At 71.7% G+C, this 18,700-nt stretch carries 20 protein-coding genes; 7 read left to right on the top strand and 13 right to left on the bottom strand.

Going from position 1 to position 18,700, the window contains the following annotated elements; translation table 11 throughout:
• Positions 1-434: 434 nt before the first annotated feature.
• Entirely contained in the window at positions 435-1,193 is a 759-nt protein-coding gene (locus ACZ6EG_RS27050) for a GntR family transcriptional regulator (RefSeq protein WP_391971304.1), read from the bottom strand.
• Positions 1,194-1,528: 335 nt separating this feature from the next.
• Here ACZ6EG_RS27050 and ACZ6EG_RS27045 point away from each other — a divergent pair, with 335 nt between their 5' ends.
• Positions 1,529-1,966, top strand: coding sequence for an ATP-binding protein (locus tag ACZ6EG_RS27045; protein ID WP_469608307.1), 438 nt, complete (start codon positions 1,529-1,531; stop codon positions 1,964-1,966).
• A 114-nt stretch (positions 1,967-2,080) separates the two neighbouring features.
• Here ACZ6EG_RS27045 and ACZ6EG_RS27040 read toward each other — a convergent pair whose 3' ends face one another.
• The 4 genes from ACZ6EG_RS27040 to ACZ6EG_RS27025 all read right to left on the bottom strand — a co-directional run bounded on the left by ACZ6EG_RS27040 (position 2,081) and on the right by ACZ6EG_RS27025 (position 5,366).
• The gene (locus ACZ6EG_RS27040; protein ID WP_469608304.1) at positions 2,081-3,100 is read right to left on the bottom strand and encodes an SRPBCC family protein; all 1,020 of its coding nucleotides are present in this window, start codon (positions 3,098-3,100) and stop codon (positions 2,081-2,083) included.
• A 3-nt stretch (positions 3,101-3,103) separates the two neighbouring features.
• Positions 3,104-3,730, bottom strand: a complete 627-nt coding sequence (locus ACZ6EG_RS27035; RefSeq protein WP_469608301.1) for a hypothetical protein — start codon at positions 3,728-3,730, stop codon at positions 3,104-3,106.
• A 243-nt stretch (positions 3,731-3,973) separates the two neighbouring features.
• The gene (locus ACZ6EG_RS27030) at positions 3,974-4,375 is read right to left on the bottom strand and encodes a PIN domain-containing protein (RefSeq protein WP_469608299.1); all 402 of its coding nucleotides are present in this window, start codon (positions 4,373-4,375) and stop codon (positions 3,974-3,976) included.
• Positions 4,376-4,604: 229 nt separating this feature from the next.
• The gene (locus tag ACZ6EG_RS27025) at positions 4,605-5,366 is read right to left on the bottom strand and encodes a phosphoglyceromutase (RefSeq protein WP_391971318.1); all 762 of its coding nucleotides are present in this window, start codon (positions 5,364-5,366) and stop codon (positions 4,605-4,607) included.
• Positions 5,367-5,559: 193 nt separating this feature from the next.
• Here ACZ6EG_RS27025 and ACZ6EG_RS27020 point away from each other — a divergent pair, with 193 nt between their 5' ends.
• Positions 5,560-6,864 (top strand): MDR family MFS transporter, encoded by a 1,305-nt coding sequence (locus tag ACZ6EG_RS27020; protein WP_391971319.1) that lies wholly within the window; start codon positions 5,560-5,562, stop codon positions 6,862-6,864.
• Positions 6,865-6,897: 33 nt separating this feature from the next.
• Here ACZ6EG_RS27020 and ACZ6EG_RS27015 read toward each other — a convergent pair whose 3' ends face one another.
• Complete coding sequence (locus tag ACZ6EG_RS27015; protein ID WP_361018989.1) at positions 6,898-7,335, bottom strand: DUF2000 domain-containing protein; 438 nt, start codon at positions 7,333-7,335, stop codon at positions 6,898-6,900.
• Positions 7,336-7,384: 49 nt separating this feature from the next.
• Here ACZ6EG_RS27015 and ACZ6EG_RS27010 point away from each other — a divergent pair, with 49 nt between their 5' ends.
• Positions 7,385-8,221 (top strand): helix-turn-helix transcriptional regulator, encoded by an 837-nt coding sequence (locus ACZ6EG_RS27010; RefSeq protein WP_391971321.1) that lies wholly within the window; start codon positions 7,385-7,387, stop codon positions 8,219-8,221.
• Between the two features lie 12 nt (positions 8,222-8,233).
• On the opposite strand, the gene ACZ6EG_RS27005 is transcribed toward ACZ6EG_RS27010, so the two are convergent.
• Positions 8,234-8,752 (bottom strand): type III secretion system chaperone family protein, encoded by a 519-nt coding sequence (locus tag ACZ6EG_RS27005; protein WP_391971322.1) that lies wholly within the window; start codon positions 8,750-8,752, stop codon positions 8,234-8,236.
• Positions 8,745-10,118 carry a D-inositol-3-phosphate glycosyltransferase gene (mshA, locus tag ACZ6EG_RS27000; protein WP_391971323.1) on the bottom strand — a complete coding sequence of 458 codons (1,374 nt, stop codon included), beginning with the start codon at positions 10,116-10,118 and terminating at the stop codon, positions 8,745-8,747. Before mshA ends, ACZ6EG_RS27005 begins: the two co-directional genes overlap by 8 nt.
• 387 nt (positions 10,119-10,505) lie before the next feature.
• Here mshA and ACZ6EG_RS26995 point away from each other — a divergent pair, with 387 nt between their 5' ends.
• From ACZ6EG_RS26995 to ACZ6EG_RS26985, 3 genes are all read left to right on the top strand, one after another.
• On the top strand, positions 10,506-11,243 hold the full coding sequence (locus ACZ6EG_RS26995; RefSeq protein ID WP_391971383.1) for a class I SAM-dependent methyltransferase: 738 nt from the start codon (positions 10,506-10,508) through the stop codon (positions 11,241-11,243).
• 204 nt (positions 11,244-11,447) lie between these two features.
• On the top strand, positions 11,448-12,554 hold the full coding sequence (locus ACZ6EG_RS26990) for a C40 family peptidase (RefSeq protein WP_391971324.1): 1,107 nt from the start codon (positions 11,448-11,450) through the stop codon (positions 12,552-12,554).
• A gap of 271 nt (positions 12,555-12,825) precedes the next feature.
• Complete coding sequence (locus ACZ6EG_RS26985) at positions 12,826-14,235, top strand: PP2C family protein-serine/threonine phosphatase (RefSeq protein ID WP_469608290.1); 1,410 nt, start codon at positions 12,826-12,828, stop codon at positions 14,233-14,235.
• Between the two features lie 89 nt (positions 14,236-14,324).
• Here the strand turns inward: ACZ6EG_RS26985 and ACZ6EG_RS26980 are convergent, their stop codons facing one another.
• From ACZ6EG_RS26980 to ACZ6EG_RS26965, 4 genes are all read right to left on the bottom strand, one after another.
• On the bottom strand, positions 14,325-14,660 hold the full coding sequence (locus ACZ6EG_RS26980; protein WP_391971326.1) for a DUF2516 family protein: 336 nt from the start codon (positions 14,658-14,660) through the stop codon (positions 14,325-14,327).
• 117 nt (positions 14,661-14,777) lie between these two features.
• Positions 14,778-15,374: a hypothetical protein gene (locus ACZ6EG_RS26975; protein WP_391971327.1), complete on the bottom strand. Its 597-nt coding sequence runs from the start codon at positions 15,372-15,374 to the stop codon at positions 14,778-14,780.
• Between the two features lie 77 nt (positions 15,375-15,451).
• Complete coding sequence (locus tag ACZ6EG_RS26970; protein ID WP_391971328.1) at positions 15,452-15,946, bottom strand: helix-turn-helix domain-containing protein; 495 nt, start codon at positions 15,944-15,946, stop codon at positions 15,452-15,454.
• A 146-nt stretch (positions 15,947-16,092) separates the two neighbouring features.
• Positions 16,093-16,455, bottom strand: a complete 363-nt coding sequence (locus ACZ6EG_RS26965; protein ID WP_391971329.1) for a winged helix-turn-helix transcriptional regulator — start codon at positions 16,453-16,455, stop codon at positions 16,093-16,095.
• A gap of 51 nt (positions 16,456-16,506) precedes the next feature.
• On the opposite strand from ACZ6EG_RS26965, the gene ACZ6EG_RS26960 reads away from it, so the two are divergent.
• Positions 16,507-17,415 carry an NAD(P)-dependent oxidoreductase gene (locus ACZ6EG_RS26960; protein WP_469608285.1) on the top strand — a complete coding sequence of 303 codons (909 nt, stop codon included), beginning with the start codon at positions 16,507-16,509 and terminating at the stop codon, positions 17,413-17,415.
• A 38-nt stretch (positions 17,416-17,453) separates the two neighbouring features.
• Here ACZ6EG_RS26960 and ACZ6EG_RS26955 read toward each other — a convergent pair whose 3' ends face one another.
• Positions 17,454-18,509: a phosphotransferase gene (locus tag ACZ6EG_RS26955; RefSeq protein ID WP_391971331.1), complete on the bottom strand. Its 1,056-nt coding sequence runs from the start codon at positions 18,507-18,509 to the stop codon at positions 17,454-17,456.
• Between the last annotated feature and the right edge of the window lie 191 nt (positions 18,510-18,700).

Below are 18,700 nucleotides of genomic sequence, written 5' to 3'. Positions count from 1 at the left end.
CGACCTCGCCCGGGAAGGACCCGACGACCTTCGGCGCATCGGCGAAGCACGTCGCCGTTCCGGTGGGTCTCCCTCGCGGGGTCGAGAACTTACGTCTGGACCAGCGACACCGGACGCCCTGTCGGCGGCAAACGCTGGCCCTGTCCGGTCCCGTTGTCAGTGTCGGCCGCTACGGTCTCAAGCGCGCGGTCGGCTTCCGGGGGTTCCAGCTCTGAAGGGAATGGTTGCATCCCTGGCCTGTCTGGGGGCGGACCGGAGACCCGTTCCGGACCTAACCGACGGCTGGGCTTCGTCGATGGCCAAGCAGTGACCTGCCAGCGCCGACCGCGCACCACTTCTTGCCGGGCCGACAGTCGGTGCGTGCATCCAACTGTGTCGGAAGGGTGGAGAACGACGCCCCTTAGGGGCATGCGGCAGCCAGGGAGACGCTCCGCTCAGGCGTCGAAGTCGTACTCCAGGATGTACGAGGCCGCGTCCAGCGTCATCTCGTTGATCTCGACGGGGCGGCCTCCGTCCGTGAACGCCGTGCGGCAGACGAGGATGACCGGGGTGCCCCCGGACATGCCCAACTCGGTTGCCTCGTCCTGCGTCGGCATCCGGGAGCGGATTTCTTCGCGGAAGTGCACCGGCTTGTGGCCGAGTTCGGCGAGCCTGGCGTACGTACCGCCCGGCCCGGTGTCCTCCCGCGCGATCGCCGAACCGGCAACCAGGGACGCGGGCAGGTAACTCGTGGCGAGGAGGACGGCCTTGCGGTCCAGGACGAAGCGTCGGCGCCGTACGCACACCGCCTCCCCGCCGTCCAGGTCCAGTACGCGGCTCACGCGGTCGGGGGCGGCCTCTTCGGAGACGGAGACCCGGTCGACCTCCAACGCGCGATTCTCGATGTCCGCCGACCAGATGGAGCGGCCGTTCCCCCACCGCTCCGACGCCAGGCGCTGGATGCCCCGACGCCGAAGCGGCCGGAACTCCCGGACGAACACGCCGGCACCCTTGCGGGCTTCGGCGACGCCTTCGTCACGGAGGACACCCAGGGCCTGGCGTGCCGTCATGCGAGCTACGCCGTAGGTGGCCATGAGGTCGTTCTCTCCCGGAAGTCGATCACCGGGACCGTACTGACCCGACTGGATCGCCTCACGCAACGCGTCCGCGATCCGCTGGTATTTGGGCCGACGGTCGTGCTCGGTGCTCGCCATCCCGCAGTCCTCCCTCTCTTCTCTAGACACCTTAGGCCACGGGTTGGAGGTTCGCTCGCTGCGTGTAGCCACCGGGGGGTGGGGCCGACCCGACGGGTCGCTTCACACGGTTCCCCCACATCTCTAGAGACCTACCTCTACAGTAGATGTCTAGAGAGGTTGCTGAACTCTAGTGAGGAGTGCCCATGGCATCGTTCGGGATCGATTCTTCGGCTTCTGTGACGCGCACGAGGGCGGTGACGGAGGCAGTGGGCGCCAGCACGGACAGACACAAGCGGCATGGGCCGGTGGGACGTTGCCTCCACCACGACATCAGCGGCGGGGAGTGACTACCGATGACCTACGTCGTCGACCGCAACCCCTGCGAGGAGTCACCACGCCTCGGCGCGATGACCCTGCCCCCCGTCGCCGAGTCCGTGCCTCGCGCCCGACGCTGGTTACGGAAGTTCATCAGTGCCTACGAGCCCGCCTGCTCCGTGGACGACTGTCTCCTGCTGCTCTCGGAGCTGGTGACCAACGCCGTCGTCCATGGCAGGTCGGAGGGGCCGTGGGTCGTCCGGGTGGAGTGGTTCCGTGAGGGGTCCGCCCTCCGGGTCGAGGTGCACAACCCGGGGCTCCCGGAGAACGTCCGGCTGAGACACCCGGACGCCGGCGACGCACACGGGCGCGGGCTGCTCCTGGTCGACTCCGTCTCCGACTCGTGGCACACCGGGGTCAGCCGCTTCGGCGGAACGGTGGTCTCCTTCCGGATGACCGACGCCTGGCCGTCCTGAACCCCGATTCGCCCGGCGCGGGGGCGCACACGGCAGATGGATCAGTAGGCCCGCGCCGACAAGCAAGCCCCCGGCCCCGGGGACAGCCGCGACTGAGGGCTTGCTCGGGTGGGCTTACTTCTCGTCTTCGTAGCCCTCCTCGTCTTCGTAGCCCTCCTCGTCTTCGTCCTCCTCCTCGTCTTCGTCGTCCTCCTCGTCCTCCTCGCCTTCGTCGTCCTCGTCCTCGTCCTCGTAGCGGGCGTCGTCGTTGTCCGTGTCGTCCTCTTCGGACTCGTCGTCCTGATCCTCGCCGTCCCGCTCCTCCTCGTTCTGACTGTCCGCCTCGAGGCCCTCCTCGTGGGAGCGGACCACTTCGCCGTCGCGGATCTCACCGCGCCACCCTTCGAGGTCCTCGTCATCGGAGAGGGTGGCGTACCGCAGGAAGTGCTTGAGGTCGAGGCGCAGGCGACGCCCCTGTGCTCGCCAGATGTTGCCGGTCTTCTCGAAGAAGCCGGACGGGTAGTACTCGATGACGGCGACGACGCGCGTGAGTTCCGGGGCCAGTTCGTGGAAACTGACGGCACCGCGCGTGGTGCCCTTGGCCCCTTCGGAGTTCCAGACGATGCGCTTGTCCGGGATCTGCTCCTGCACGGTGGCTTTCCAACTGCGGCTGGAGAACGCGATCTTCGCCTTCCAGTCGCTCTCCGTCTCGTCCGACTGGGAGACGCTCTGGACACCCTTGGTGAAGGAGCTGAACTCCTCGAGCTGGGTCCAGCGGTCGTAGACGGTGCGCAGCGGCTTGCCGACGTCGATGACCTCGACGATGTTCGTGACCTTCACGCTCCCCGCCTTGCCACCGCTACCGAAGGCGCCCTTGACGGTGTCGACCACCTTGTCCTTCACCTCGCCCGTCTTCTCGCCGAGGAACGCCTTGACCGGCGAGTCCCCCTCGCCCAGGACGCGCTTGCCGACGTTGAGCAACGTGCTGTTGCCGTCGCCGACGTCTCCCAGGCCCTGTGCGAGATCACTGATCTTGCCGCCGGCCTTGTCCGCCATCCGCTGTCCCTGCGCCGTGGCGTAGGCCGCCACCTGCTCCTTGAGCCGGTCCAGGCCCGAGGTTCCGGTGGGGGTGGACTTCTCCTCCGTCTTGGCCATGGCCTACCTCCTACGGCTGCTGCGGGTCGAGGTCCTTGCGGCGGCGGCCTTCTTTCCCGCGGGTTTCGACGCGGCGGCCTTCTTCTCTGCAGGCTTCGACGCGGCGGCCTTCTCCCTGGCGGGAGCCTTCTTCGCCGAGGGCGCTCCGGCTCCGGACCGCTTCGCGGCAGCCTTCTTCGCCGGGCGGGGAGGGGGCGGCGCCTCTGCTTCCTCTTCCCGCCCTTCCTCGTCGTCCGGCTGCTCGTCGTCCGGCTGCTCCTCGTCCTCTGCCTCCGAGTCCTCCGAGTCCTCGGCCGGCTCTTCTTCCTCGTCGTCGGGTTGCCGCCCCAGGGACTCGGTGCGCTGCTGCAGCGAGTCGGCGAGTGCTCCCAGGCCGCGGTCGGCCGTCGTGGACAGCGCGGACCGGGCGGAGTCCATCAGCTCCCCGCGGACCTGGCCCAGCAGCTGTACGGCCTGCGGACTCTCGGCCACCGTGCGCAGCGCCCGCGTGACCAACTTCTTCGGGGTCAGCAGCCCTTGTCCGGCGAGCAGGGAGGCGGCCCCGACGGCGACCTTGCCCTTCTTGGTGCGTCCCAGGACGTATCCGGCCGCGAGGGCCGCGCCCAGAGTGGCTTTCGTTTCGGTTTCCATGAATGGCCTCAAGTCCAGTCAGCGGATTCAGGCTGCTCAGGTCGCGAACGGCCTCGCCGCCCCAGCCCCCGCGCCCCTTGCGCACCCCGCGCACGACACGGCCCCGCGCCCCGGCTCGGCGTCCGGCACCTGCCCCCTCCACCTTCCACCCTCCACCCACATCCGGGGACACGCATCTCCCCGGGACGCAGGACAGCAAGAAGCCCCCTGCCCGTCGGAGGGTGCTCCGGGTGGGCCGGCGCGTCAGAGGGGGATGATTCGGACCTGGTTTCCACAGAGCTTGGCCATGTCGTCGCCGTCGGAAGTCAGGAGGGCAACGGGTTTCGGCTGGTGCAGTGCGACCTCGGCGACCGTGGCGTCGAGGGCGTACTTGCGCCCATGCAGCCCAGCACCCTTGAGCAGTTCCGCTGCCGCTTTCGCCGCTTGTTCGGTGACCGGCTCCACCTTGACGCGGGAGAGGGCCCGGTTCAGGCGGGACATGTGGGTGCGGGAGTGGGTGACTTCCACGATGGTGTTGGCCCCGATCACCAGGTCGGCGCCCATGTTGTGGAAGACCTGGAGCATCGCGAGGAGCTTGCGGTCCTGTGCGATCCAGGCGGAGAGCCCTCCCGAGTCCAGGACAACGGTCTCGATCCGCTCGCTCACGCGGCGTCCGCGCCCTCGGCGGAACCGTCGCCGCCGAAGATCTACGCGTGCGCCTCGGCGAGCTCCTCGTCGCTGAAGCCTCCGTGCTCTTCTTCGTACCGGCGAAGGTCGTCGCCCAGAAGCTGGTGCCGGATCTGGCGGGCCACGGCTTCCGCTACATAGCCGGAGACGCTATGTCGAAAGCCCCCACCCTGGGCCATAGGCGCAGGGTGGGGCATGATCACGAAGGCTACTTCTTCTTGCCCTGGTTCTTGACCGCCTCGATCGCCGCCGCGGCCGCGTCAGGGTCGAGGTAGGTGCCGCCCGGGTTGAGGGGCTTGAACTCGGCGTCCAGTTCGTAGGAGAGCGGGATGCCGGTCGGGATGTTCAGGCCCGCGATGTCCGCGTCCGAGACGCCGTCCAGGTGCTTGACCAGGGCGCGCAGCGAGTTGCCGTGGGCCGCGACCAGGACCGTGCGGCCGGTGAGGAGGTCGGGGACGATCGCGTCGAACCAGTACGGGAGCATCCGGACGACGACGTCCTTGAGGCACTCCGTCTGCGGGCGCAGCTCCGGCGGGAGGGTCGCGTAGCGCGGGTCGGAGAACTGGGAGTACTCGGCGTCGCGGTCCAGCGCCGGCGGCGGGGTGTCGTAGGAGCGGCGCCACAGCATGAACTGCTCCTCGCCGAACTCGGCGAGGGTCTGGGCCTTGTCCTTGCCCTGGAGGGCTCCGTAGTGGCGCTCGTTGAGGCGCCAGTGGCGGTGGACGGGGATCCAGTGGCGGTCGGCGGCCTCCAGCGCGAGCTGGGCGGTGCGGATGGCGCGCTTCTGCACGGACGTGTGGACCACGTCGGGCAGCAGGCCGGCGTCCTTGAGCAGCTCGCCGCCGCGCGTCGCCTCCTTCTCGCCCTTGGGGGTGAGGTTGACGTCCACCCAGCCGGTGAACAGGTTCTTCTCGTTCCACTCGCTCTCGCCGTGGCGGAGGAGGATCAGCTTGTACGGTGCGTCGGCCATGGGTCCGAGCGTAATCGAACCCCCTCACCGTCCGCGCGGGGCGCCCGATGGACGGACGGTTGACGGGAAGTGCTAATTCACTGGCCGGGTCGGGCCGCCCGTTCGTAGGTTGTGCGTCGTAGGGGGTACGTAAGACGTGCGTGCCGCCTCCGCCGCTTACACCTGCCGGTCGCGCCAACTCAACGGGGGTCCCATGTCAGTCGCCGGACTGAGACGTGCCGCACGCGAGACCGTCTCCGGGCTCCCTCGCGAGTTCTGGTGGCTGTGGACCAGCACCCTGGTCAACCGGCTCGGGGCCTTCGTCGCCACCTTCATGGCGCTGTACCTGACCATCGACCGCGGCTACTCCGCCTCGTACGCCGGTATGGTCGCCGCCCTGCACGGGCTCGGCGGGGTCGTGTCCTCGCTGGTGGCCGGGGTGATGACCGACCGGTTCGGGCGGCGGCCCACGCTGCTCGTCGCCCAGGTCTCCACCGCGTTGTCCGTCGCCCTGCTCGGCTTCGTGCGCGACCCCGTCGCCATCGCGGCCGTCGCCTTCCTGGTCGGCATGGCCAGCAACGCCTCCCGGCCCGCCGTGCAGGCGATGATGGCGGACATCGTGCGCCCCGAGGACCGTATCCGGGCCTTCTCGCTGAACTACTGGGCCATCAACCTCGGCTTCGCGATCTCCTCCATGGCGGCCGGGTTCATCGCCGAGGCCAGCTACCTCGCCGGGTTCCTGATCGAGGCGGGCATGACCATGGCGTGCGCGGTCCTGATCTTCGTCAAGCTGCCCGAGTCCCGGCCGGAGCGGTCGCCCGGGAAGGGCCCCGCCGGCGACGTCCCCGCGGCGGGCGAGCCGGCCGTCTCGCTCGGGACGGTGCTGCGCGACGGGCGTTACATGAGCGTCGTCGGGTTGTCCTTCCTCATCGCCCTGATCTTCCAGCAGGCCTACGTCGGGCTGCCGGTGGCCATGGGCGAGGCCGGGTTCACGCCCGCGGACTTCGGGCTCGCGATCGCCGTCAACGGCGTCCTGATCGTCGTCCTGCAGATTCCCGTCACCCGGTTCATCCAGCACCGGGACCCGCGGCTGCTGCTCGTCGCCTCGTCCCTGCTCGCCGGGTACGGCTTCGGGCTCACCGCCTTCGCCGGGTCGGTCGGCGTGTTCGCCCTGACCGTGTGCGTGTGGACGCTGGCCGAGATCGTCAACGCGCCGACCCAGACGGGGCTGGTCGTCCGCCTCTCCCCCGTGCACGGGCGCGGGCGCTACCAGGGCATGTACACCATGTCCTGGGCGGTCGCCGCCCTCGTCGCCCCGCTGATGTCCGGCTTCGTCATCGACCACTGGGGCGCCGAGTGGCTGTGGGGCGTCTGCGCCGTCGTCGGCACGGTGGCCGCGGCGGGGTACTGGGCGCTGATGCGGGGGTTGCCGCGCGAGGACGACGAGGCGACGGCCCTCTCCGGAGCCGGCCCCTCCCAGGCCGCCGCGCCGACGAAGGACGAGGTCGGCGCCGCCTGACGCACGCCGGCGCCCCTGTCCGCCCCCCTCCCCTCACGGATGCATCCGCGCCCCCTTGAGCACCTTGTCCACCGCGTTCTTCGGCCCGTACACCGCGAGGCCCACCAGGTCCAGTTCCGCCGTGGTGACCGCCCGCACCGCCGCTCGGTTGTCGCGGTCGTTGCCCGTGGTGAAGAGGTCGGACGTGAACAGCGCGCGGGGCAGGGCCCGGGACAACGCGCGGGTGTGGGCGTTCCTCAGCGTCTCCTTGGTGCCCTCGAAGACCAGCACCGGCTGGCGGAACATCGGCAGGTAGCCCACCGCGTCGGCGTCCTCGTACGGCTCCCCGATCACCTCGGGGAACTGCGTGCTCAGGCCGCTGACCAGGAAGGCCGTGACATTGAGGCGCTGCCAGGTCTCCAGGTCCTCGCGCAGCAGGACAGCGATCTTGGTGTCGAAGCGGATGGGTTCGTCGGTGTCGCGCATGCTCATGGAGTGAGACTGCCGGTCTGCGGGCGGCCCGGTCTTGTACGTTTTTTGCATGGTCGGCCAGCGCAAGGACGGGAACCACGGGAGGGACGGGAACGACCTGCGGACCGTCTCCGCCTGGCGCCCCCGCGTCCCGGGCGTCGTCGAGGTCTTCCACGCCCACTACACCGAGTACGCCTACCCGATGCACGTCCACGAGGCGTGGACGCTGCTCATCGTCGACGCCGGGGCCGTACGGTACGACCTGGACCGGCACGAGCACGGCACCCCGCACGACACGGTGACGCTGCTGCCGCCGCACGTGCCGCACAACGGCGCCCCCGCCACCCCGGACGGCTTCCGCAAACGGGTCCTGTACCTGGACGCCACCCGGCTGGGCGAGGACCTGATCGGCCCGGCCGTGGACGCTCCCGACCTGCGGGACCCGGTGCTGCGGCGGCGCGTCGGACAACTGCACGGCGCGCTCGCCCGGCCCGGGGAGGAGCTGGAGGCGGAGAGCAGGCTGACCCTGATCGGCGAGCGCCTGCACGAGCACCTGCGGCCCGGGGACGACGCGAGCGGTGTGCGCCGGGACCCCGTTCTCGCGCGGCGGCTGCGGGAGCTGCTCGACGAGCGGGTCGTGCCGGGGATCGGGCTGGCGGAGGCGGCCTCGCTCGTGCCCGCTCACCCGGCCCATCTCGTACGGGCGTTCAGCGGCGCCTACGGCATCGCGCCGCACCAGTACCTCATGTCCCGCCGCGTCGACCGGGCCCGGCGGCTGCTGCTGGCGGGGCTCTCACCGGCGGACGTGGCGGGGGCCACCGGCTTCTACGACCAGGCCCACCTGACCCGGCACTTCAAGCGGTTGGTGGGGGTCACGCCGGGGCGGTACCGCGCCGGCGGACGGTGAGCGGGGGCCGGGTCAGTCGCCGGGGCGCTCGATGAGGTGCTGGAACGCCTCCAGGTTGCGGGTCGACTCCCCGCGCGAGGTGCGCCACGCGTGCTCCTTGCGGATGGCGGACGCGAAACCCAGCTCCAGCAGGGTGTTGAAGGAGCCGTCGGCGGCCTCCAGTACCTGGCCGAGGAGGCGGTCGATCTCGTCGGCGGTGACGGCGGCCAGGGGGAGCTTCGCGGTGACGTAGATGTCGCCGAGGCGGTCGACCGCGTACCCCACGCCGTACAGCTTGAGGTTGCGCTCCAGCAGCCAGCGGTGGACGGCCGGTTCGTTCTCGTCGGGGTGGCGGATGACGAACGCGTTCAGGGAGAGCGAGTGGCGGCCCACGATGAGGGAGACCGTCGTCGAGAGTTTGCGGGTGCCGGGGAGCTTGGCGACGTAGGTGCCGGGCTCGGGGCTCTCCCATTCCAGCTCGGCGTCCCTGAGGGCACCTTCCAGGATCTGTGCCGCCTTCTGTGCGTCAGCCGTCTTCGGTGCGTCAGCCATGGTGGGAGCGTACGCGACGGCGGTGCGACTGGATCGCGGCCGTGTAGGCGTCGGCCGTGGCGGCGGCGGAGGCGTCCCAGCCGAAGGACCGGGCGTGCCGGGCGGCGGCCTCGCCCATCCGGGACGTCAGCTCCGGATGGTCGGCGAAGTCGCGCAGCACGCGTGCGTACGCGGCGGGATCGTGCCCCTCGACGAGCCGACCGGTGTGCCCGTCCCGCACGGCCACCGGCAGACCGCCCACCGCGGCGGCGAGCACCGGCGTACCGGCGGCCTGGGCCTCTATGGCGACCAGTCCGAAGGACTCGCTGTAGGAGGGCATCACCAGCACGGAGGCGGCCCGGAACCAGTCGGCGAGCTGCTCCTGGCCGACCGGCGGGCGGAACCGTACGACGTCGGCGATACCGAGCCGCGCGGCGAGCTTCTGGAGCCCCTCCGGCTTCGCGAGGCCGCTGCCGCTGGGGCCGCCGACTACGGGGACGACGATGCGGGAGCGCAGCTCGGGGCGCTCGCCGAGAAGGACGGCCACGGCACGCAGCAGCACGTCCGGCGCCTTCAGGGGCTGTATGCGGCCGGCGAAGAGCGGGATGAGCGCGTCCTGGGGCAGTCCGAGGCGGGCGCGGGCGGCGGCCCGGGCGGAGGCGATGTCTCCGGCGCCGGGGTCGCAGCCCCGGGGGAAGGGACGGAACCGGTCCAGGTTCACGCCGGGGTGGACGACGGCGACCTTCTCCGGGTCGGCGGCGTAGTGGCGGACGAGTTCGTCGGCCTCCTCGGCCGTGTTGGCGATCAGCCGGTCGGAGGCGGCGACGATCTGCGTCTCACCGATGACGCGCGCGGCCGGTTCGGGGGTGTCGCCCTCGGCCAGGCTGGCGTTCTTGACCTTGGCCATGGTGTGCATGGCGTGCACCAGAGGGGTGCCCCAGCGCTGCGCGGCGAGCCAGCCGACGTGGCCGGAGAGCCAGTAGTGGGAGTGGACCAGGTCGTAGTAGCCGGGACGGTGACCGGCCCAGGCCTGCATCACCCCGTGCGTGAAGGCGCACAGCTGGGCGGGCAGCTCCTCCTTGGCCAGGCCCTCGTAGGGGCCCGCGTCGACGTGCCGCACCAGGACGCCGGGCGCCAGCTCGACGGTGGGGGGCAGGGCGGCGGTCGTCGCGCGCGTGAAGATCTCGACCTCGATGTTGATCGCGGCGAGGCGCTGCGCGAGTTCGACGATGTAGACGTTCATGCCGCCGGCGTCCCCGGTGCCGGGCTGGTGCAGCGGTGAGGTGTGCACGGAGAGCATGGCGACGCGGCGGGGCCTGCGCAGCAGCCGGAGCCGCGGGGAAGCCGCCGGTGAGCGACGCCCGAGCCTGCTGACGTACTGGCTCACGAGCCGATCCTCCTCGCTGCGGGCATGCCGGTCGGAGGACACGCGCCGCCCTCCAGGAGGTGGGAACACCGGATCACGGTGCTCCATTTCCGGTTTTCCGACCTTTGCCGAATCATTACCGCCGATCGCTCAACCGTTCGAGCGGGCATTGCGTCAGAAGCGTCGGGAGGGAGAGGTGCGCCCAGGGCGGACGCCCCCTTCCCGGCCGCAGCCCTTCGTGGCCGCACCCCTTCCCGTACGCCCCCCGGGATCCCGCCGCATACCCTCGTACGCATGCCTCCCCGCCCGACCGACCACCTCCGCTCCCGGCCCGGCCCGTCGGGCAAGGGACCCCAGGTCGTCGGCACGGTGACACGCGGGACGACCAACCCGAACCGGCTGCGTCGCATGGACCGCTGGATCGCCGCCGCGCACGGCGCGGAACTGCGCCGCGCCGCCGATCCCGTCGCCGTCGACCTCGGCTACGGCGCCGCCCCCTGGACCGCCGTCGAACTGCTGCACCGCCTGCGCACGGTCGCGCCGCGCGTGCGCGTGGTGGGCGTGGAGATCGAGCCGGCGCGGGTGGCGGCGGCCGAGCCGTACGCGCGCGAGGGGCTCGTCTTCCGGCACGGCGGCTTCGAGGTCCCCCTCTCCCGCCGGCCCCTCCTCATCCGCGCGGCGAACGTGCTGCGCCAGTACGACGAGGGCGAGGTCGCCGCCGTCTGGCAGCGGCTGTGCGCGCGCCTCGCGCCGGCGTCGGAGCACTCCCGCGGCGGGCTCCTGGTGGAGGGGACCTGCGACGAGATCGGGCGCCGGCACGTGTGGGTGGCGCTCGGACCCGAGGGGCCGCGCACGGTCACCTTCGCGACCCGGCTGGGCTCCCTCGACCGCCCCTCCGACCTGGCGGAACGGCTGCCGAAGGCGCTCATCCACCGCAACGTCCCCGGGGAGCCCGTGCACGCCTTCCTGCGCGACTTCGACCGCGCCTGGGCCGCCGCCGCGCCCTACGCCTCCTACGGTGCCCGCCAGCGCTGGATGCGGGCCGTACGGGACCTGCGGGCCGACTGGCCGGTGTCGGACGGGCCGGTGCGGTGGCGCCAGGGCGAAGTGACGGTGCGGTGGGAGGCGTTGGCGCCGCGCGGGTGAACGGCCGAACAGGTTCCGCACGCCCGCCCGGCCACGGGAACGATCTCCCCGCGGCGTTCGTCACACAGCGGGGGAATCGTCGTACGGCGAGACAGAAGGGGGGAAGGAGAAGGAAAGCACGACCTCTGTCGCTTTCCCCGCCGACGTGGCACGATCCCCCAGGCGACCTATGTTACTGACGGTTAATCAGTTTGGGGGCGAGGTATGCGTACGGGGAAGCATGGCTTGATGACCGCTGCCGTGACCGTGGTGTGCGCGGTCACCGTGCTCGCGGCACCGGGCACGGCGTTCGCCGACCCCGGACCCACCCCGTCACCCGGCACCCCCAGCGCCTCCCCCGCCCCGGCGGCCACGCCCGGCAAGGACCTGGAAGCCGTACGCAAGAAGCTCGACAAGCTCTACCGCGCGGCTGCCTCGGCCACCGACGAGTACAACGCCGCCGAGGAGAAGGCGGACCGCCAGTCCGCCGAGATCGTCGAACTGGCCAAGAAGATCGTCAAGGGCCAGGAGAAGCTGGACGGCCTCAAGGACCGCGCGGGTGCGGCGGCCCGCTCCCAGTACCGCACCGGCGGCCTGCCCGACGAGGCCAAGCTGCTGCTGAGCGACGACCCCGCGGACTTCCTCGACGGCACCGGCCGGGTGATGCAGGGCCAGCGCGCGACCAAGGGCCTGCTCGGCGAGATGACGCGCACCCAGCAGGACCTGAAGGCCTACGCCGCGGACGCCTCCGCCCAGTTCGAGAAGCTGGAGGCGAACCGCAAGGCCAAGGCCACCGCCCAGAAGAAGATCGAGAAGCAGATCGCGGCGGCCGAGAAGCTGGAGGCCGACCTGGCGCAGGAGGAGAAGGAGCGCCTCGCCGCACTGGAGCGGGAGGCCCAGGCCAGGGCCCAGACCGCCTGGCTCGACTCCGGCATCCTGAAGGACCTCGACGCCGAGGCGACCGAGCGCGGCAGGAAGGCCGTGGAGTACGCCACCGCCCAGGTCGGCAAGCCGTACCAGTGGGGCGCCGAGGGCCCGAAGGCCTACGACTGCTCCGGCCTGACCTCCCAGGCCTGGGTGTCGGCCGGCAAGCCGATCCCGCGCACCTCGCAGGAGCAGTGGAAGCAGCTGACGCGCGTCGACGTCGAGGACATGCGACCCGGCGACCTGATCATCTACTTCGACGACGCCAGCCATGTCGGCATGTACGTCGGCGGCGGCTCCGTCGTGCACGCCCCCCGCCCGGGGCGCTCGATCACGATCGCGGGCGCCGGCTCGATGCCCATCCTCGGAGTGGTCCGCCCGGACACGGGCACGACCCCCTCGCGGTGACCCCGACCACACGCCTCGCGCCACGGGCGTGAAGCGGGCCACGTGACCCAGTCCACGCCCTGAGCCGCCCCGCGCGTGACGTTCGTCATCCCCGGCCCCCGGTCGACGTGTCCAACTGCGGTACATAACGCGGCATATGACAGTGGCCGATGGCGGTCCGGCGTGTCCTGGACCATTCCGCAGCGGCGCCGTCACCCGCTATGGTCCCCGTCGGTGGGTCGAGGTCCCTCGCCCCGCCATGCCCTCGGGGGGAGGGAAGGAAACCAAGACGATGCCCGTACCCGTACCGCGGCAGAGGGCGATCCCGGCCGTGGAGTGTGGTCAGGCGCCCGCCGCGTCCCCGGACAGCGGCCCTTCCACGGAACTGGCCCCGACCGGGACGACCCCGGCCGAAAGCCCCACCAGTCAGCGAGAGAACCCGACGGAGAAGCGCGAGAAGACGACGGAACGGACCAGGGACGAGCGCGAGAGCGCCGTCCCCACCAACCTGACGGTGCTGCTGATCGAGGACGATCCGGGCGGCTCGCCGATCGTGCCCGACCTGCTCGACCCGGCGGGCAGGCCGATCCGCGTCCGCACGGCCCGCAACCTCACCGAGGCCGGGCGGCTGCTGACCGACGACGTCCACTGCATCCTGCTGGACCTCGCGCTGTCGCCCGCCCCGGCCCGCACGGGCGGCGAGGGCGGCGACGGCGCCGGTGACGGGGCGGACGAGCTGGCGGTGCTCCGGCACGTGCTGGAGCTGGCGCCCCGGCACGCCGTGCTCGCCCTCACCTCCTCCAGCGACGCCGAACGCGGCGCGGAGGCCGTGGCGGTCGGCGCCCAGGACTACCTGTTCCGCGACGAGCTGGACGGCCGCCTGCTGAGCCGGGCGATCCGCTACGCCGTCGAGCGCAAGCGGTCCGACTCGGCGGAGCGGCGCCTGGCCGAGGGCCGGCTGCGCGCCCAGGAGAACCGCCGGCTGGAGCGCGGCCTGCTGCCCACCCCGCTGCTGGCCGGCTCCCCGCTGCGCTTCGCCGCCCGCTACCGCCCGGGCCGCTCCCGCGCGCTGCTCGGCGGTGACTTCTACGACGTCGTCCGCACCCCGGACGGCACCGTGCACGCCATGATCGGCGACGTCTGCGGGCACGGCCCGGACGAGGCGGCCCTCGGCGTGGAGCTGCGGATCGCCTGGCGGGCGCTGACGCTCGCGGGGCTCTGCGGCGACCAGCTGCTGGGCACGCTCCAGCAGGTGCTGGAGCACGAGCGCGCGCACGACGAGATCTTCGCGACCGTGTGCACCGTGGACATCACCCCGGACGGCCGTCGCGCCGGCCTGTGCCTGGCCGGGCACCCGGCACCGCTGATCGCCGGCCCGGGCACGCCCGCACGGCTCCTTCCCTACGACAACAACGGCCCGGCGCTGGGGCTGCTGCCCGGCGCCCGCTGGCCGCGGATGCAGGTGGAGCTGGGCGCCGAGTGGAGCCTGATGCTCTACACCGACGGCCTCATCGAGGGCCACGTCGGCCAGGGCCGGGAGCGGCTCGGCCAGGACGGCATGGTGGAGATGGTCCGCCGCCAGCTCGCCGAGGGTCTGCAGGGCGAGCAGTTGCTACAGGCGACCGTCAACGAGGTCCGCCGGCTCAACGGCGGCGAACTGGCGGACGACGTGGCCGTGGTCCTGCTGGACCGGTCGGCCTGAGCGGTCCTGCTGGACCGGTCGGGCCTGAGCCGCCCGGTCCCGCCTCGGCCTCGGCCTCGGCTCCCGGGGTACGCGGCCCGAGGCCGGCCTCAGCGCCCGCCGTTGTACGGGCCGTACGGGCCGTCGCTGCTGGAGCCGCGGCGGCTGCTGCGTCCGCCGCCCGGCAGGCCGCGCAGCGCGGGCCGCACGTCGACCATGTACACGATCGTCGCGATGAGGCCGATGATCGGCAGGAACGACAGGACGTTGAAGATCAGGTTCACCACGAAGGCGAGCCCGAGGATGATCAGCCAGAACGGCTTGGTCTTCTTGTCGGCCGCGCGGTAGGCGTCCTCACGGCGCGTGGCGGCGTCGATCAAAGCGAAGCCGCTGAAAACGATCAGGGCCATGCTCAGCAGCCACATGAAGCCTGCGAACCCCTGCATCAGCACAACGTCCACCACCAGACTCGGGTCGTCCTTTACGCGGTCACCGTACCCGGAGAACGGGCCGGACACCCCAAGGGTGCCCGGCCCGCTCCGGACTCGCCGTGCCCCGCGCCCCTACTGGGCGGGCGGCACCGTCTTCTTGCCGGTGGTGCTCTTCTTGGCCGGAGCCTTGCGCGGGGCGGGCGTCTTCTTCGCCGCGGCGGACTTGTCGTCGGTGACCTGGACCGGCTCGGGCTTGGCGGGCTCGACCGCGATGGCCAGCTCCTCCACCTCCGCGGCGACGTCCTCGATGCCGTCGGCGGCCTGGCCGCGCCAGGTGCGCACCGCGTGCTCACCGCGCTCGGCCACCTTCTCGTAGGCCTCCCGGGCCTTGACGGCGTACTCGGCGGCGACGCCGACCGAGCGCAGCGCGAGGTCCTGGGCGGTCTCGCCGAGCTTCTTGAAGTCGGAGTCGAGGGAGCCGAACAGCTCGTTGGCCTTGGCCTGGAGGCTGCCCTGCGTCTCCTTGACGCGGGCCGTCGCCTTCTCCTGGACGGCCTTCGGGTCGGTGTTGCGCACGGCCTCGATACGCGCCGGCGCCTCGGCGCGCAGCTGCTCGACCAGCACCGGCACCTTCTTGGCCTGCTGGAAGGCCAGGTCGGCGGTGCCCGCGGCGAAGTAGAGCGGGGTGGGGTCGCTGAGGGTCTTGCGCAGGTCGTCGGTGATGGCCATGGTGATGGTCCTCCGGAGAATACGTTCGACTGAGGGTTGTGTGGTGGTCCCGCGCCCGGTCGGCTGCTCGCTCCCGCTCATCCGGCCGTCCGCGGCGGGCCGGCGTCGCTGCCGCCGGTCGTACGGGGGTCGAGGCCGGGTATGGAGGCCGCCGCCCCGGCGGTGCCGCCCGCCGTCGCGTCCTCGTACCGCGCCTCGCCGTCCGTGTCGTCCGCGTCGGGTCCGAAGCCGTTCTCCTTGCGGAACGACTCGTAGATCTGGAGCAGCACCTGCTTCTGCCGCTCGTTGAGCGAGGGGTCGGCGAGGAGGACCGCACGCGTCTCCACGTCGTCCCGGTCCCGCTCCGCGTCGAGGATCCCGGCGCGCACGTACAGCGTCTCGGCGGAGATCCGCAGCGCCTTGGCGACCTGCTGGAGCACCTCCGCGCTCGGCTTGCGCAGCCCGCGCTCGATCTGGCTCAGGTACGGATTGGACACGCCGGCGGCCTCGGCGAGCTGGCGCAGCGACAGCTGCGCACTGCGCCGCTGCTCGCGCAGGTACTCACCGAGATTGCCGACGTTGAGCGATGCCATGCCTCCACCATGCAGCACGTCGCTAACTATTGCAAGCAGGCGCTTGCAATAGTGCGCTACGCGCCGCCGCGTGTCCCCCTACCCACTTTTTTGTGGGTACTTGGCAGGGCGAGGCCGCCGTCGGAAGCTGAGGGGGCAGGCAGAGATCAGGAGGCCGGGCGTACGGCGGCCTCCTCCGGGCCGGCCAGCCGGTCCAGGCGGCGGTGGCCCCAGTCGGAGAGGGGGGAGAGGGCCTCGGCGAGATCGCGGCCGAACGCGGTCAGCGAGTACTCGGTCTTCAGCGGCAGCACGTCGTACACCCGACGGTCCACCAGACCGTCCGCCTCCATCTCCCGCAGTGCCTGGGTCAGCACCTTCTCGGTGAGACCGGGCGCCTTCCGGCGCAGTTCGGCCGGCCGGTGCGGGCCGGACTCCAGCAGCCACAGCAGCGTGGTCTTCCACTTGCCCTCGATCACGGCGATCGCGGCGGTCACTCCGCAGACGTCCGGATCGTGGCGCCGGTGTGCCATCTCACGCCCCCATTCATCAGCAATTGTTCACTACGTTACGGGAGTTGCAGCATGACCGCACAGACCGCACAGACCGCACAGACCGACCAGCCCGCCGCCGTCACCGTCCTCGGGCTCGGCCCGATGGGCCGGGCGCTGGCCGCCGCGTTCCTGGACGCCGGGCTGCGCACCACCGTCTGGAACCGCACGCCCGGCCGGGACACCGACCTGGTCGCCCGGGGCGCGGTGTCGGCGTCCTCGGCCGCGGAGGCCGTCGCGGCGTCCCCGCTGACCGTCGTCTGCGTGGTGAACTACGACGCCTCGGACGCCGTCCTGCGGCAGGACGCCGTGGCCGCCGCCCTCAAGGGCCGTACGGTCGCGAACCTGAGCGCCGACATCCCCGAGCGCGCCCGGGACACGGCCGAGTGGGCCGCCCGGCACGGCGTCCGCTACCTGGACGGCGCGATCATGACGCCCACCACCACCATCGGCACGGACGACGGGGTGTTCCTGTACAGCGGCCCCGAGGAGCTGTACGCGGAGCACCGCGCCGTACTGGCGGCGCTCGGCGGCAGCCACACCCACCTCGGCGAGGACGCCGGCCGGGCCGCCGCCTACGACATCGCGCTGCTCGACGTCTTCTGGACGGCGACGGCCGGCTACACGCACGCCCTCGCCCTGGCCCGGGCGGAGGGCATCACCGGCGCCGAGTTCGCGCCCTTCGCCCATGGCATCGCCGCGATCCTGCCGGAGCTGTTCACCGAGTTCGCCGCCGACACCGACGCCGGCACGTACTCGGGCGAGCTGAACCCGATCACCTCGGCCGCCTCGACCATGGCGCACGTCGTCCACGCCTCCGAGGCGCACGGCATCGACGCGAGCCTGATGCGGGTGATCGAGGGCCAGGCCCGCCGGGTCATCGCCCGCGGCCACGGCACCGACGGCTACTCCCGCGTCGCCGAGGTGATCACGGGACGCTGACGGGCGGGCACCGCGGGGAGGGGGCGTTCCCGGGAAAGCTAGCGCCCCGGGGCCCCCGGCTCCCCGGCCGGCGTCCCGGCGGACGCGCGGTGCCGGCGGACCAGCGCCGCCATGATCTGCCGCCGGTTCGGCACGTCCTCCAGGGCGAGCGGCCCGGCGGCGGCGGTCAGGACGTCCTGGAGCTTCCCGGCCACCCGCGGAAGGGCGGACCAGCGCAGGCCGGTCTCGTCGCGCAGGGACATCGCGGCGCGCACGATGTCCGTGTACACCGATTGAGCCCTCTTGAAATCCGTGATCAACCGCAGGTCGCGTTCCCATCCACGGGAACTGCCGGGGCGGATCCCTTCCACCACCCCGCACCATTCCCGGATCAGGCGCTCCTCCTGATCGGCCGGGTACCGCATCAGGTAGAGATGGGTGGCCAGGTCGTAGAGCGGGTCACCGACCATGGCCAGCTCCCAGTCGATCGTCCAGAGGCCGCCCTCCGGGTCGATGACGAAGTTCTCCCGGTGCAGGTCCGCGTGGAGCAGGCAGAAGGGCCGCTCGGTCAGTCCGGTCGCGTGCTCCGAGAGCCGGACCAGGGATGCGTCCCGTACGCCGAGGTCCGCGAAGAGCGCGCCGAACTCCGGCCGGTTGGCCGCGTAGACCTGCTCCTCGACGAAGGCGACGAGGCGTTGCAGGAAACCTCCGGTGTCCCCGTCCTCCGGAGCGTCCCGCGGTGAGCAGCGCCGCTCCACGCGCAGCGTCCGGGCCGTGAGGGGGACCATCTGCCGGAACAGGCCGACGATCTGCTCGAACACCGGGTCGGGCACCCGCCGGCCCCACCAGCGGTGCGCGCCGAGGGTACGGCCCTCGATGAACGTCTGGAGTCCCATGCCCTCGACATCGACGATGTCGGGCACCCGGTCGATCCGGCCCTTCAGGCCCCGGAGCAGCTGCTCCTCCGACCGGAAGCACCTGCGGTCGAACCAGAGGCTCGTGGAGCGCGGCTCCCGCAGCTTCACGGGTCCCGCCCCACCCGGCGGCGAGAGCACGTACGTCTCGTGGTGGTAGCCCCTGAGCGGGCCCCTGACCAGGGACGCGCCACCACTCATCGCTTCGGCTCGCTGCCTGACGGGCGAGGCCAGTCGGGGTGTCATCCTGTGCGTTCTGCCCGTCCCGGTGGTGCCAGTGGGGTAAGACGGACGGCACGTTACTGCACGGTCCTGGAGCGCGCGTGGAGAACCCGGCCCTCGGACACCCGCGTGCCCGCCCCCGGGGGAACAGGCGCACGCCCGAACGGTTC

Source organism: Streptomyces sp. NPDC041968 (genome assembly GCF_055589025.1).
The sequence above is the reverse complement of the archived record's forward strand: the minus strand, read 5'-3'. Positions and strand labels throughout refer to the sequence as shown.